Origin of the sequence: Paenibacillus sp. FSL H8-0168 (assembly GCF_038592955.1) — a bacterium.
GTDB classification, from domain to species: domain Bacteria; phylum Bacillota; class Bacilli; order Paenibacillales; family Paenibacillaceae; genus Paenibacillus; species Paenibacillus polymyxa_B.
The window spans coordinates 2,610,778-2,627,418 of the sequence record NZ_CP151948.1; the positions used below are offsets into that span (position 1 = coordinate 2,610,778).

Here is a 16,641-nt window from a genome sequence, read left to right on the forward strand (position 1 = left end):
ATGTCATTGAAAGCCTTATTTGAGAAAGAAAAAAATTACTGGAGTCATAAGCTGGAATCTGAGGATCATATCATCTGTCTTCCATATACTAACAACGTGTCCAAAAGTACAACTGCAACGAGTTTAAATTCCCACACATACACACTCACATTTCCAACTGAAATTTCCAAAAGAATATCATCTATAACAGGTGGCGCTCCATGGGCCGTGTTTATGGTCCTGCTTGCTGGAGTAGAGAGCTTATTGCATAAATACACATGTGAGGAACGTGTGCTGCTGGGCATTCCGGTAGCCAAGTCTAGCAACGGTGCTACAAAGCCGATCAACCATCTGCTTTTATTGAAAAATACGCTGGATTCCAGCACAACCTTCAAAGCCTTGCTGTCTCAAATCAAAACCTCTGTCGGCGAAGCTATTGAACATCAAAACATTCCTTTTTGGAACTATTCTGAATTACTTGACATTCAACGTAATGAGGATGGAAAGCCTCTTATTCACACCACAGTATCCTTGCAAAATATTCATATTTTTGATTTTTTGAATCACGTACAATCTGAACTAGATTTCCAGTTTCAATGGGAAAATGAAGCAGTCTCCCTGAACGTAAAGTATAATAGCGACCGTTATAGCGAGACGACGATTGAGCACTTTGTTGAGCAGCTTCTGCGGCTGTACACTATTGTTTTGCAGCAGCCAGAGTTGGCGATTTCCACAGCACAAGTGCTGTCAGAGCAAGAAGTAGAGCAGCTGCTCCATACCTTCAACGATACAAATGTGGATTATCCACGTCATGCGTCTATTCATGAATTGTTCGAGAAACAGGTGAAGCAGACACCACAGCAGGTGGCGGTAGTGTGTGGGCAAGATAGCCTAACCTATGCAGAATTGAATGAAAAGGCCAACCGACTGGCTCATTCTTTACGTAAGCAGGGAATCCGCACCGAGCAGACGGTCGGCATTGTAGCTGAACGCTCGATTGAGATGATTGTCGGTATGCTCGGAATTCTCAAAGCAGGTGGAGCGTATGTACCTATTGATTCTGATTACCCGGATGAGCGTGTACGCTATTTACTGAAGGATTCCGGTGCGGACATACTGCTCGTGCAGCGAATGGAACATCGGCCCACTGATTTTAAGGGAAGGGTGCTTGACCTTAGCGATGCTGCAATTTATGGAACGGATGATGCTGATCGTTACGATCCCATTTTGCCGAATGATCACGGAACGAATACTGATCCGGGATACGTGGACTGCCTAGATCCGTTCTACTCCATTTCCGCCAGTCCCGAACTTGCTTCTACGACAACCATACAACCAGAAAACATGCAACCCAAAGCTACGCAATCAGAACAAGCAAAACAAATACAGCAGACTTATGCAGCTAAAGAACAACCGAAGGCGAGCGCAGCTGATTGCTTGGCCTATATTATGTACACCTCAGGGACTACAGGCCAGCCCAAAGGGGTTATGGTGGAGCACCGTAATGTCGTGCGTTTGGTGACAAATACAAACTATGCACGCTTGAATGCCGACACACGCATTTTGCAGACCGGGTCTGTTGTCTTTGACGCGTCCACCTTCGAAATTTGGGGTGCGCTATTGAACGGTGGACAGCTTGTGCTGGTGAGTCAGGATGTTATTTTGGACGCGCCCAAGCTCAAGGAAGTTGTTCGCAATCACGGCATTACCACGATGTGGCTGACCGCACCACTCTTTAATCAGCTATCCCAGCAGGACTTGGAACTATTTGAGGGAATGCAGGAGCTGTTGGTCGGTGGTGATGTGCTGTCCGTACCGCATATTAACCGGGTATTGGAGGCCCATCCGAATCTACATATTATTAACGGCTACGGTCCGACGGAAAATACGACCTTTTCCACCACACATGCCATTACCGGCGTTCAATCGGCATCTGTGCCCATTGGTAGCCCGATCCATAACTCGACGGCATATGTTGTGGACGGTTCGATGCAGCTCCAGCCTGTTGGAGCGTGGGGAGAACTGATCGTCGGCGGTGACGGGGTGGCTCGCGGATACCGCAACCGCCCAGAACTGACGACCGAAAAGTTCATTGACAGTCCGTTCCGTGGCGGCGAACGCTGCTATCGAACAGGGGACCTGGTGCGTTGGAATGCGGACGGGACGCTGGAATATAAGGGACGAATCGACGCGCAGGTGAAAATTCGAGGCTACCGGATTGAGCTGGGCGAGGTGGAAGCACAGCTGTTGAAGCTGGAGGCAGTCCGAGAAGCTGTTGTAATTGCACATGAAGATGAGCAGGGGCAAAAGCTGCTCTGCGCATATGTGGTCACCCATGCGGAAGTAGCGACAAGTGAGCTGCGTAGTGCTTTGAGCCAGGAGCTACCGGGCTACATGGTACCGTCGTATTTTGTGCAGCTGGAGCAATTGCCACTGACGCCCAATGGCAAGGTGGATCGCCGAGCGTTGCCACAACCAGAGGGAGGTGTGAGCTCAGGCGCAGAATATGTACCTCCTCAAAATCAATTACAAGCACAACTGGCTAGCATCTGGAAAGATGTGCTGGAGCTTGAGCGCATTGGGATTAAGGATAACTTTTTTGAGGCAGGAGGACATTCCCTGCGGGCGACACATGTCATATCACTCATCTATAAGGAATTGCATAAAAATGTGCAGCTAAAGGATCTGTTCCAGCATCCGACAATTGAACAGCTGGCGCAGGTTATTGAAGCACTGGAGCAAACCACCTATGAATCCATCCCTGTTACGGAGAATAAGCCATTTTATGCGGTTTCTTCAGCTCAAAAACGGATGTATATTCTCAATCAGCTTGATGGAGCGGGAATTAGCTATAACATACCTGGTGCCCTGACTCTGACCGGTTCACTTGATCACAAGGCACTGGATAACGCGTTCCGTCAGCTTATTGACCGCCATGAAACATTGCGCACAAGTTTTGAGACCATGAACGGTGAACCTGTCCAGCGAGTACATGACGAGGTTCCTTTTTGCATGGAATTGACCTATGCTCACGGAGCTACCCCAAAGGAAACGGATGAGCTGGTACGTAACTTTGTCCAACCATTCGATCTGGGGCAGGCCCCGTTATTCCGAGTTGGTTTGATTGAAACAGACCCAGAGCATCATATTTTGCTCATGGACATGCATCATATCATTTCGGACGGCACCTCTATAAATGTACTAATTCAGGACTTTATTCATTTATATGCAGGCGACACGCTGCCATCGCTACGCATTCAGTATAAAGACTACGCCGCTTGGCAACAGAAGCAGCAGCAAAGTGAACGCTACCGGGAACAGGAAAACTACTGGCTCAATACCTTCGCAGGAGAGCTACCTGTGCTTGATCTACCGACTGATTATCCACGCCCAGCGGTGAGAAGCTTTGAAGGAGATGTGCTGGAATTTACGCTTGACCAACGGCAAAGCGAAGGCTTAAAAAGCATAGCGGTGCAGACGGAATCGACATTATATATGGTGCTGTTGGCTGCCTATTCGGCTTTGCTTAGCCACTATAGCGGGCAGGAGGATATTATTGTCGGTTCGCCAATTGCAGGGCGGCCCCATGCGGATCTTGGCAGTCTGATCGGGATGTTCGTGAATACACTGGCAATCCGTAATTATCCAGAAGGCGGGAAAACGTTCCGTGATTATGTGTTGGAGGTCAAGGAAAACGCGTTAAAGGCTTTTGAACATCAGGATTATCCGTTTGAAGAGCTGGTGGAGAAGCTGGGCGTGGATCGAGATTTAAGCCGTAATCCGTTATTTGATACCATGTTTGCACTGCAAAATCTAGAGCAAAAAGAGCAGCAGCTGGCAGGGCTGCAACTGGCATCCTATCCAAGTGAACAAACGACCGCCAAATTTGATTTAAGTCTGTTCGCAGTGGAGGATGGAGATCAAATTTCCTGTGCTCTTCAATACGGAACTCGGCTGTACAAACGGGAAACCATTGAACGACTGACTGAACATTTGCAGCAGCTTATCAATGCGGTTATTGAACAGCCGGATATCGTTCTTTCGGCTATTGAAATGGTTTCGGCCCAAGAAAAAGAGCTGCTTGTGCAGAGATTCAATGATACGGTAGCAGACTATCCGTATCCACGAGATCAAGCACTGCATGTGCTGTTCGAGGAACAGGTAGCGCAATCACCAGATCGGCTGGCCGTCACCTTTGCGGACATGCAGCTTACCTACCGCGAGCTGAATGAACGTGCCGACCGTCTGGCACGCATACTCGCTTCCCATGGGATACAGCGCGGGTCCGAGCCAGAGACACAGCGAGTAGCCATTATGGCTGAACGCTCCATTGAAATGGTCGTCGGTATGCTGGCGATTTTGAAGGTCGGAGGGGCTTACGTTCCCATTGATCCCGATTATCCTGAGGAGCGTATCCGTTATTTACTGGAGGATTCCAGTGCGGGGCTGTTACTGTTACAGCGACGTGAGCAGATGCCTTTTGAACCCGGCATTCCGGTCATTGATTTGAGTGATGAACAACGATGGAATAGCAAATCTGAATGTGACGCTCATACCGATGGAACAATTGCGATTACAACAGTGGGATCTTCCTCAGATCTTGCGTATGTGATCTACACTTCTGGTACGACAGGCAAACCGAAGGGCGTGATGATTGAGCACCGTAATGTCGTGCGTCTAGTGAAAAACAAAAGCTATGCCATGCTTGATGAAAATACACGTATGCTGCAATTGGGCGCAGTTGTGTTCGATGCCTCCACATTTGAAATTTGGGGAACGCTGCTGAACGGGGGACAACTGTATGTGGTAAGTCATGATACTATTCTGGATTCCTCCAAGCTCAAGCAGGCGATTGACAAGTATCGTGTTAACACGATGTTCATGACCACGGCTTTATTCAATCAGTATTCGCAGCAAGAAATCGGAGTGTTTGCGTCCTTGAAGGAGTTGCTCGTGGGTGGTGATGTGTTGTCTGTACCACACGTCAATCGTGTGTTGAAGGAGTACCCGCAGCTTCGCCTGGCCAATATTTATGGGCCGACGGAGAACACCACCTTTTCCACCATCTATGACATTACAGAACCGCAAACCCAGGCTATTCCCATTGGACGTCCAATTGATCACTCGACCGCTTATGTGGTCAATCGTTCGTTGAAGCTGCAACCTATCGGAGCCTGGGGAGAGTTGATCGTCGGTGGCGACGGTGTTGGGCGAGGATATCTGAATCGGCCCGAGCTTACGGCGGAAAAATTTATTGAAAGTCCATTCCGGTCTGGAGAATATTGCTATCGTACAGGAGACTTAGTGCGTTGGCGTGCTGATGGTGTACTGGAGTACAAGGGAAGAATGGATGAACAGGTCAAAATTCGCGGCTACCGCATTGAACTGGGTGAAATTGAAACCCGATTGTCCACAATTCCAGGTGTGAAGGAATCGGTTGTTACCGTGCGGCAGGATGATCACGGACAAAAACAGCTGTGTGCCTATTTTGCAACAGACAGTGAATTGAGCGCCAGCGACTTACGTAACATTTTGTCGCAGGATCTGCCTGGCTATATGGTGCCGTCCTACTTTGTGCAGCTCTCCAGACTGCCTTTGACGCTGAATGGCAAAGTAGACCGTAGGGCACTGCCCGCACCTGAGCACAATCTCGATACAGGTATGGATTATGTGGCACCCGAGACGGATGTCCAACAGGCACTGGCTACGGCTTGGGGAGCCATTCTTGGTATCCCGAAAGTCGGAATACAGGATAACTTTTTCCATTTGGGTGGTGACTCCATCAAGGCCATCCAAGTATCGTCCCGCTTGTTTCAGGCTGGATACAAGCTGGAAATGAAGGATTTGTTCAAATACCCGACAATTGCGGGACTAAGCACATATATTCAGCCTGTTAACCGAATAGCCGAGCAGGGCGAGGTTACAGGAAATGTAGTGCTTACACCGATTCAGCGCTGGTTTTTTGAACAGCCAACGGAAGAACCACACTATTTTAACCAATCTGTCATGCTCTATCGTCAGGAAGGCTATGACGAACAGGCACTACGGCGGGCGCTCCATCAGATTACTTCGCACCATGATGCATTGCGTATGGTTTTTAGTTTGTCGGAGAACGGATGTACAGCATGGAACCGCAGTGTAGAGGAAGGCGAACCGTACCATCTGGAATGCTTTGACTATAATGACAGCGATGTAAACAAGCAAGATTTGGCGAAGATAATTGAAGCGAAATGTAATGAAATTCAATCTGGTATTTCCCTAAGCGAAGGTCCGCTGATGAGACTGGGGCTGTTCCGTTGCCCGGATGGAGATCATCTGCTGGTCGTGATTCATCATTTGGCGGTGGACGGAGTATCCTGGCGCATATTATTCGAGGATTTGGCGACTGCCTATGATCAAGCCTCCAAGGGTGAACAGGTGATTCAGCTGCCTCATAAAACAGATTCGTTCCAAACATGGGCCGAGCAGCTGCACGCTTATGCCAACAGTCCAGCTATGGAACGTGAGCGAGCGTATTGGGGGAAACTTGCACAAGCGGATCCGGCTCCTTTGCCGCAGGATTACGGGCATAACGAGCACGAAAAGCCATTGATTGGCGATAGTGAGTCGGTTACTGCTTTGTGGACACATGCAGAGACAGAGCAGCTGCTCAAGCAGGCCAATCGTGCCTACCGTACAGAAATTAATGACCTGTTGTTGACGGCGGTAGGAATGGCATTGCAAGCATGGAGTGGAAATGATCGTTTCCTGATAAATCTAGAGGGACATGGACGTGAAGCCATTTTACCAGAGGTGGACATTACTCGAACGATAGGGTGGTTTACAAGCCAATATCCTGTTTTGCTCGATATGCCGGAAGAACTGGCACTTTCGCAACGGATTAAGCGTGTGAAGGAAGGACTGCGCGGCATTCCGCAAAAAGGGATTGGCTACGGTGTACTGAAATATTTATCCGACCGTCAGACACAGGCACCAGAGGCATCTCCAACCATATTTACGACAGATCCCGAAATCAGCTTTAACTATTTGGGACAGTTCGATCAGGATATGAAAGGGAACGACTTGCAATCATCCTCATATGAGGGTGGGATGCCGCTGAGCCCGACCATGGCTCGAACGTATACGCTTGATTTTGGCGGCATCATTTCGGGAGGCCAACTGGGTCTGACGATTAGCTATAGCCGTACCAGCTATAAACCGGAGACCATCGAGCGATTGGCGAAATTCCTGGAATCAAGCCTACGTGAAATTTTGGCGCATTGCATCCATAAAGAACACCCGGAGCTTACCCCAAGTGATATTTCTTATAAAGGAATGAGTGTGGAGGGCTTGGACAGCCTCTTATCTGAAATGGGTGCTGCGGGTGAGATCGACAATGTATATGCACTGACCCCCATGCAGAAAGGGATGCTGTTTCACAGCCAGCTAGATAGTCAAGCAGCTGCGAATGACGCATATTTTGAGCAGGTTTCTTATGATATGCGAGGTCAGATGGACATTCGGGCTTTTGCAGAAAGCCTGAATATTCTGGTTCGGCGACATGAGGCGCTGCGTACACATTTTTATTTTGGCAGAGATACGGAACCGTTGCAGGTGGTGTATCGAAATCGGGATTGCGGCTTTCAATATGAAGATTTACACTATCTGGATGAGGATGAAATAGATACCTGGGTGAAAAATTTCAAGCTACAAGATAAAGCACGGGGCTTTGATCTGCGCCGGGATGTCCTGCTGCGTGTAGCGATTTTACGTACTGGAGAAGACAGCTATCATTTTGTATGGAGCTTCCATCATATCGTCATGGACGGCTGGTGTCTCTCCCTTATAAATAAAGAAGTGTTTGAAAGCTATGCAGCACTTCAGGAGGGCAGAGTACCAGAGCTGGCACCGGCAGTGCCGTACAGCCGCTTTATTGAATGGCTGGAAGCACAGGATCGCAAGGCGGCAACCGACTACTGGAGCAGCTATTTATCCGGATATGAGCAGCAAACAGCGTTACCAGCTGTAAAATCCGGTCGCAAGAGTGAAGGCAACACGGCTAGTGATTGGGTGACGGTTTTGGAACGTGAGTTGACCCTCCGGGTGGAGGAGACGGCTAAGCGATATCAAGTGACCATGAATACGTTATTACAAACCGCATGGGGGATTGTGCTGCAAAAATATAACAACCACAGTGATGTCGTATTTGGCAGTGTCGTCTCAGGCCGTCCATCAGATATTATCGGGGTAGAGGATATTATCGGCTTGTTCATTAATACCATTCCCGTTCGCATTCTTAGTGAGGCAGGGGAATCTTTTGCAGAAGTTATGAAGAAAACACAGGAGCAGGCGCTGGCTTCTCATGCGTATGATACGTATCCACTGTTTGAGATTCAGGCATTGACCGACCAGAAACAGGATTTAGTTAACCATATTATGGTGTTTGAAAATTATCCGGTAGATGAGCAGGTCGAAGAACTGGGAAGTGACGTGCAGGATACATTCCCGATTTCCAACGTGGTGGCTGCAGAGCAGACTAACTATGATCTGAGCTTAGTCGTTATGCCGGGAGAATGCATCAAGATTCGTTTTATGTATAATGCGTTAAGTTATGATCAAACAGGCATTGAGCGTCTGCATGGGCATTTTGTGAATCTGTTGGAGCAAGTTTTGCTTAACCCGAATGTTTGCGTAGAAGAGCTGGAACTCGTTACAGCGGCGGAAAAACAACAAATTACAGGAGAGTTTAATGACACTGCCTCTGCATATCCAAGCAATCACACGATCCAAAAACTGTTTGAGGAGCAGGCAGAGCGCACGCCGGATCATATTGCTGTAGCTTTGGGTCATCAATCATTGACCTATCGGGAACTCAATGAGACAGCCAACCGTTTAGCGCATACGCTACGTGATGCAGGGGTGAAATCCGATGAACCTGTGGGCATTTTGACGGAGCGCTCACTGGATATGATTACGGGAACACTCGCTATTTTGAAGGCTGGAGGCGCGTATGTGCCGGTAGACCCTCAATATCCGGAGGACCGTATCCGTTATATGCTGGAGGACTCGGGAGCTAAGCTGCTGCTGGCTCAGCAGGATTTACTGGATCGTTGCTATTTTGACGGACAGATTGTCAATCTGAATGAGGATACGTCCTACAGTGCAGATGCTTCCAATCTGGGTATAGATGGAGCGGGTAATCATGCTGCTTATGTCATTTATACCTCAGGTTCAACAGGTAAGCCTAAGGGTGTCGTAGTTGAGCATCAAAGTGTCGTGCGCCTTGTCCGCAATACGGATTATGTGCCATTTGATGAATCGACCCGAATGCTGCAGACTTGCGCGTTTGTATTTGATGTATCTACGTTTGAAATTTGGGGTGCGCTACTGAATGGTGGTCAGCTTGTTCTTGTGCATAAGAATGATCTATTGGACGCGGCCAAGCTTAAAGAGACGATACGGGATCATCACGTCACCATGATGTGGCTGACCACACCGTTATTTAATCAGCTTTCACAGCAGGATAGTAAACTTTTCGGCGATGTGAAGTATTTGCTGGTTGGTGGTGATGTTTTGTCTGCACCCCATATTAACCGGGTCCTGCGCGATAATCCGGACATGAACATCATTAACGGCTATGGGCCAACGGAAAACACAACCTTTTCGACAACGTATCACATTACGGAAGAACAGCTGGATTCTGTGCCGATCGGACGGCCCATCTGCAATTCGACGGCGTATGTTGTAGATTCGTCATTTAACCTGCAACCGGTCGGAGCTTGGGGTGAGCTGGTCGTCGGCGGAGACGGAGTTGCACGTGGTTATCTAAATCGTCCTGAGCTGACGGCTGAGAGATTTCTTGCTAACCCGTGGAGGGACGGAGATCGCCTGTACTGCACGGGAGACCTTGTTCGCTGGCGTGAAGACGGCATACTGGAATACGCTGGACGGATTGATCAACAGGTTAAAATTCGCGGTTACCGGATTGAGCTGGGTGAGGTGGAGGCGCGGCTGGCAAGTGTACCGTCCGTGCGGGATAGCGTGGTTATTGCTTTGCGGGATGGAGCAGGTCAGCAGCAATTATGTGCTTACTTTACTGCCGATGAACAGCTGACCATCCGTGAGATTCGAGCTGCGATGTCGGCCAGTCTGCCGAGCTATATGATTCCATCCGCATTTGTACAGCTGGATCGGTTTCCGCTGACGACAAACGGCAAAATCGACCGCAAAGCTTTACCTGTGCCGGACAAAGGGCTGCACACGGGTATAGAATATGTCGCACCGCGAACCGATGTGGAGCAGTTGCTGGCATCCATTTGGCAGGAAGTGCTTGAAATTCCACAAGTGGGTATCCATGATGACTTTTTCACGTTGGGTGGACATTCCTTGAAAGTACTGGAGCTTATACGCAAAGTTCACCTTGCCACAGACATTGAGCTCCCCATCCGTAGTGTTATGGACTTCCCGACTATAGAAGAGCAGGCGCTCACATTATTGAAAGCCGATCTGGAATACAAGGCCGATAGTCCAATCATTCGGTTGAATGAACACGGTCCGATCTCCATCTTCTGCTTTCCTCCTATGCTTGGATACGGGCTGTCGTTCGCGGAGCTGGCGAAACAACTGGATCAGGACGCAGTCGTGTATGGATTAGAGTTCGTGGATGATGCTGCGGATGAGCAGGCCATGCTGGCACGTTACGTTGATTTGATCGTCAGCACGCAAGCGCAAGGTCCGTATGTGCTGCTTGGTTATTCCATAGGTGGTAATCTGGCGCATAAGGTTGCTGACACACTGGAACGTCAAGGCTATGCTGTATCCGATATTTTTATGCTCGATTCGGTCAAAAGGGCGGAAGCCCTGCCCTTCACAGTTGAAGAAACAGAGCATGAAATTCATGATATGCTGGAACAGGTTCCCGACTCCTACCGTGAGCTGTTGAATGAAACGTACCAACGTAAAATGATCGCTTACGCGGTGTATGGCAACCAGCTTGTGAATACAGAGAGCGTTCAGGCGAATATTCACGGCTTTGTCGCCGTTGGATCGGAAACGGTGAGGGGTACAGGAGATAATCGACTTTTATGGAAAGACGCTACACAAGGTAGCTATGAAGAGCATAGCTTGATTGGTAATCATTATGAACTACTGGAACCCGGATTTATCGAGGAAAATGTAAAAAGTATCCGTGCCACAATACAAAAGATAACTCGGAACACGGACAAAGACATGACACAAGATTTGGCACATCATAAATCTTGAAAATCTATGGTCGATGATGTAACGAACTGAATCACTAATTTTTAATCTGTAACACATGAATCCTGATCGACAGGTAAGAAGCCTTCTGCTTACACGATTCGATCAGGATTCGCTTTATCATGTGCACTCCCGCGATGGGAAGTGCGATGATTCCATAGCGCCATGCTGATGGCTTCCATACGGAGTATAAATATCTGCTCGCTATGCAATCACCGCACGGTTCAAATCATTAAATCAACTTCATACGTAAGGATGGTACTTCAATATGAAGAATAAAGGCATTTGCTACCTATCCGCATTTTTAGCAGCGTTGTTTCTCTGGAACCTGCTCATTGCTTCAGCATGGGCAACAGACAGCATAACATCTGATTCATTGGAAAAAACAGTGGACGATATCATGAATACAGAATTGGAAAAATTGCATATTCCGGGGGCTGCGGTCGTCGTGACCCAAGAAAACCAAATCCTTTTTAGTAAAGGCTATGGATATGCAGATCTGGAGCGGAAAGTGGCATTCGATCCAGCGAAGACCATTGTTCGTGTCGGCTCTCTAACCAAATCATTTAGTGCAAGCGCCACGATGCAGCTGGTTGAGCAAAACAAGCTTGATTTGAATGAAGACGTGAACAGCTATCTCCACAGCTATAAAACTACGCAATACCAAAATCAGCCTTTCAATTTGCATCAGCTTTTGACACATACCTCAGGATTGGATGAAGCACTGTACGACATTAACAGCTCGACTCGGGCAGGCGTTTTGCCCACAGAGCAGTACCTCAGCACGTATTTTCAAAATCAGCCTCCCATCCGCAAACCTGGAATTCAGTATGATTACAGCAATGTCGCCTACGGTCTGATCGGTAATATCGTGGAGCAAGTAAGCGGTCAGGGACTGAACGATTACCTCCGTACACATCTGTTCCAGCCGATGAATATGCCCAGCGCGACGCTGGAATTGCCGTTAAATCATCCGGCACTGGCCCAATCGTATCAGTGGAAGGATGGAGCGTATTTGAAACAACCTTTGTCATATATCAATCTGCCGGGAGCAGGAGCGTTGAACGTCACACCCAACGAGTTTTCCCATTATCTGATCACTCATTTAAACCAGGGCAAGTATGAGGGCAAAGTGGTGCTCCAGCCACATACGGTAAAAGTGATGCATGCGCAGCAATTTGCAGTCGATGCACGCCTGGATGGCGTAGGCTACGGATTTTTCCGTGGTCATTTGGAGACGGGAGTACCTATGCTGTGGGCTACCGGGGAAATTGATGATTTTATTTCGGAAATGGTACTGATTCCGTCGCAAAAGATCGGTATTTTTGTGATCATTAATTCAGCTGACACGGACACCCTGCTTCATGGAAAAGTCATCCATGCGATAGCCCAAATGCTGCCCTCAGAGCCGCAGGCCGTTTCGCAGTCACTAGCTCGTTCTTCCACCCAAGTGAAGCTTTCGCCAGAGATTGAGGGCGTATATCAGGTGGATTCTAATCCTGTTCATGGGTGGGGAAAATGGATTCGGATACTGGGAAACATTACATACACCGTGCGAATTCAAGATGATCATACGTTAATTGTTAAAGGAAAATACCCAAATGAGAATGAAGCAACAGACAAAGTTTTTCAAGCAGCAGGCGATGGATTGTTTGTGGAAAAGGGGGGCCAGCTTAAAATTTTGCTGTATCTGGAAAACGGTACGTGGATGATGGTTGCCCCGGATAGTAAGACCATGAAGCAGACGACACTTTGGCACCGTACCTGGACTCTGCTTGTCAGCTACGCTGCCGCCTCCTTATTTTTCATCACGACCTTGCTGATTTGGATCGTAAGATATGTGATCAGAGATATCCGTAAAACGAACAATCACATTTCGTCCAACCTTGCATTCATTGCGTCACTAAATACGATTTTTCTCGGGGTGCAGGTCATCTATGGTAACAATCAGATCGTGTATGGCTATTCCGCATGGTATATCTGGGGAATTTGCACGCTGCCACTCATTTCAGCACTCATTGCCGTGTGGGTATTAATCGTGAATGGCGCAAAGCTGATTACAGGGGAAAGAAGAACCCGGGCTGCCGGGAAAATCCTATTTGCGGTACTCACATTGCTGCATACGGTGTATCTTTTTTATTGGAATTTCCTTCCTATTCATTATTCCTAAAGATTTACAAAACCATGCATATTCGAACATAAATGAATGCTAAAATTTGTATCTGATGCCCCCCAGAGGGGCTTTAAACCAACAAACAGGAGGGAAAGAATGGGAATCTTTCGTCGTTTTACATCCCGTAGCTTCAAATACGCAACTGCTATGGTTTTCACTTTATCGTTGTACGCTGGTGTTGCGGGCAGCATGCAACCGGCACGGGCAGAAGGTCCGGCGGACCCAGCCCCCTTCATTGCAGCGAAAGTGGTCAATGAGAACGCTGGTAAAAAAGTGCTGTTTGATAATACACATGGACAGACAGCTGGCGCAGCAGATTGGGTGATTGATGGCGGATTTTCAGACTTCGGCCAAGCCCTCGCGAGTAATGGCTATGATGTACACGAGCTTCGCCAATCTACGCCTATTACTTACAATGATCTAAAGAATTATGATGTATTTGTTACGGCAGAGCCGAATATTCCTTTTAAACAGAGCGAACAGGCTGCAATGGAGCAGTATGTAAAAGCAGGCAATAGTATTTTTTTCATTGGAGATCATTATAACGCGGACCGCAACAAGAATCGCTGGGACGGATCGGAGAGCATTAATGGCTATCGTCGTGGTGCATGGGAAGATCCTGCGAAGGGAATGAGTGCGGAAGAAAAAAGCTCGGCAGCAATGCAGGGTGTAGTCAGCTCAGATTGGCTGGGCAGCCAGTTTGGTGTGCGATTTCGCTACAATGCATTAGGCGATATCACGGCCAATCAGATTGTCGAGCCAGCGCAGGCGTTCGGCATTACAGCTGGAGTGAATAATGTCGCAATGCATGCAGGATCAACACTCGCGATTATCGACCCAGCGAAAGCCAAGGGAATCGTATATCTTCCTAAAACCAATCAGGCTTGGGGCAACGCGGTAGATCAGGGCGTTTATAACGGAGGCGGCATTCCGGAAGGACCTTATGCAGCTGTATCGAAAGTAGGGCTAGGCAAAGCTGCTTTCATTGGGGACTCGTCTCCTGTCGAAGATGCAACGCCAAAATATTTGCGCGAAGAGACAGGAACCAAGAAGACAACGTATGACGGCTTTAAGGAGCAGGATGACGCTGTGTTACTGGTCAATATCGTAGACTGGTTGTCCAAGAAGGAGGAGTATACCAGCCTGACGGAAGTGAAAAGCTTACAGCTGGACCAGCCGACGGCATTACTGCCTTTTGAAGAGCCGCAGACCTCCACGGAACCACAAGCCGAGCCTTGGTCCGCTCCCGCAGCCGGCTACAAATGGTGGGATCAGCGAACATTCAAAGCAGGGTCCTATGGCGGATCTACAGCCAGTGCGCAACCCGTGTACAGCATCGTTCGTCAAGAGCAGCTGCCCAATGCACAGCCTTTTCAAATTCGGGTTACTGCCGACCAACTGGCTCCTAACAGCACGATTAGCGGATTCAGCACAGGTATTTATGTTGCAGGCGGCAATCAAGTAGCCCAAATTCAAAATCCGGATGGAAGCTGGCCAACCTCTTACGGCTATAGCGGAACATTTAGCCTGGAGTCCAACGGCAAAGGTCATGCCTATAAGGACTTGACGGTGCGGATCAAGCCGGGAACCAGTGGTTCAGCTAATCTTAGACTGAGGCAAAACGGCAGCAATCTGCTGACCCAATCCGTCGTGCTGGCTGATGTCCCGGCCCAGCCGTTGCCTGAGGAAGGCAATACGGTTCCAGCTCGTATCAGTGTCGCAGAAGCACGGAGTCTCCCGGCTGGCAAAGTCGTGACCTTAGAGGGTGTTGTGACGACAGAACCAGGTGCATTCGGTGGTCAAGTCTTTTACATGCAGGATGAAAGTGGCGGTATTTATGTATATCAGAACCAAAGCGGCTTTCACCAAGGGGATCGAGTAAAGCTTACAGCAAGCTTGGCACTGTATAATAGTGAGCTAGAGTTAACCGATCCAGTGGCAATTGAAAAAACGGGAGAAGGACAACTTCCGGAAGCTGTACAAGTCACCGAACTCAGTGATGCGAACCAAGGGCAGTTGGTTGAGCTTCCTATGGCAATGATTCGTAATGTGATAGACGCCACTCCCGTAGGTTCGTTTGAATTTGATGCAGTATCTGGTGAAGTAAGTCACCATGTGCGCGTCGATGCACGGACAGGCTTAACTCGGACATCTTTTCCATATCAAGAAGGACAGCAAGTGAAGCTGAAGGGAATTTCGGCGATTTTCAAAGGGAATTATCAGTTAAAACCGCGTGGACTGGATGATTTTTCAGCTCAGGCAGGCGCAGCTTTGCAGGAAGTAGAGCTTTCACTGGATCAAACGACCCTCAATATTGGGGATACGGCAGCGACACATCTCAAGGGTACGCTGACAGATGGCAGCGAAGCTGATTTAAGCCGCGCTTCTGTTCAGTATATCAGCAGTCATGAATCCGTTTCGCTGGATACGTATGGAGAACTTAAGGCCCTAAAAGAAGGGACCGCGGAGATTACAGCCAGCGTTACTTTGGGCGGTCAAACAGTGGTGTCCAATCCTGTAACCGTTAGAGTCGAAAAGACTGCTGTAGGTGAAGTGCCGGGTAAACCTGTGCTGTCGCATGATAACGGGCAGGACACCGGGCTGAAGGATGGCAACTACAACATCACCATGAATCTGTGGTGGGGTACGAATGGTGATGAACTCAAGTTGTACGAAAACGACAAGCTGATTGGCACCCAATCGTTGCAAGCCGCTTCCCCTGGAGCACAGCATGCAGTCATTCCTGTTACAGGTAAGACCAACGGTACCTACACGTATACTGTAGAATTGATTAACGCTTCTGGTAAAACGACCAGCGACCCATTAACTGTCGAAGTGACCGATGCTTCCCCTGGCATTCCAGTGCTGTCTCATGACAATTGGGACGGTGACGGCACCTACACCCTTACAATGAACATGTGGTGGGGCACGAATGCGACGAAATACAACTTATATGAAAATGGAGAACTGATCGATGCCCAGGATCTGCCAAGCCAAAGCCCGCAGGCCCAAAGTGCAGTCACCAACATCCAAAATCAAAAGCCGGGTACATATGAGTATCGGGCCGAGTTAGTCAATGCTTCAGGAGAAGTTTCTAGTCAAACGATAAGTGTAGAAGTAAAGGGCCATTAAGTAGAAATGATGGGCCGTTAAAAAGTAAGAGCATCTATTGACCTCGTGAGAGTCTATAGATGCTTTTTTTTATGAAGCGGGAATTATCATTTTAGGATTGGGTTGGCGAAGCGGAAAGT

At 48.4% G+C, this 16,641-nt stretch carries 3 protein-coding genes; all 3 read left to right on the plus strand.

Features of this window, described 5'->3' with window-relative positions; all coding sequences use genetic code 11:
- Nucleotides 1-6: 6 nt before the first annotated feature.
- The 3 genes from MHI21_RS12045 (at nt 7) to MHI21_RS12055 (ending at nt 16,522) form a co-directional block, all read left to right on the plus strand.
- Complete coding sequence (locus MHI21_RS12045; protein WP_342420076.1) at nt 7-11,220, plus strand: amino acid adenylation domain-containing protein; 11,214 nt, start codon at nt 7-9, stop codon at nt 11,218-11,220.
- 265 nt (nt 11,221-11,485) lie between these two features.
- Nucleotides 11,486-13,387, plus strand: a complete 1,902-nt coding sequence (locus MHI21_RS12050; protein WP_342420077.1) for a serine hydrolase domain-containing protein — start codon at nt 11,486-11,488, stop codon at nt 13,385-13,387.
- A gap of 99 nt (nt 13,388-13,486) precedes the next feature.
- The gene (locus MHI21_RS12055; protein WP_342420078.1) at nt 13,487-16,522 is read left to right on the plus strand and encodes a chitinase N-terminal domain-containing protein; all 3,036 of its coding nucleotides are present in this window, start codon (nt 13,487-13,489) and stop codon (nt 16,520-16,522) included.
- Nucleotides 16,523-16,641 lie beyond the last annotated feature (119 nt).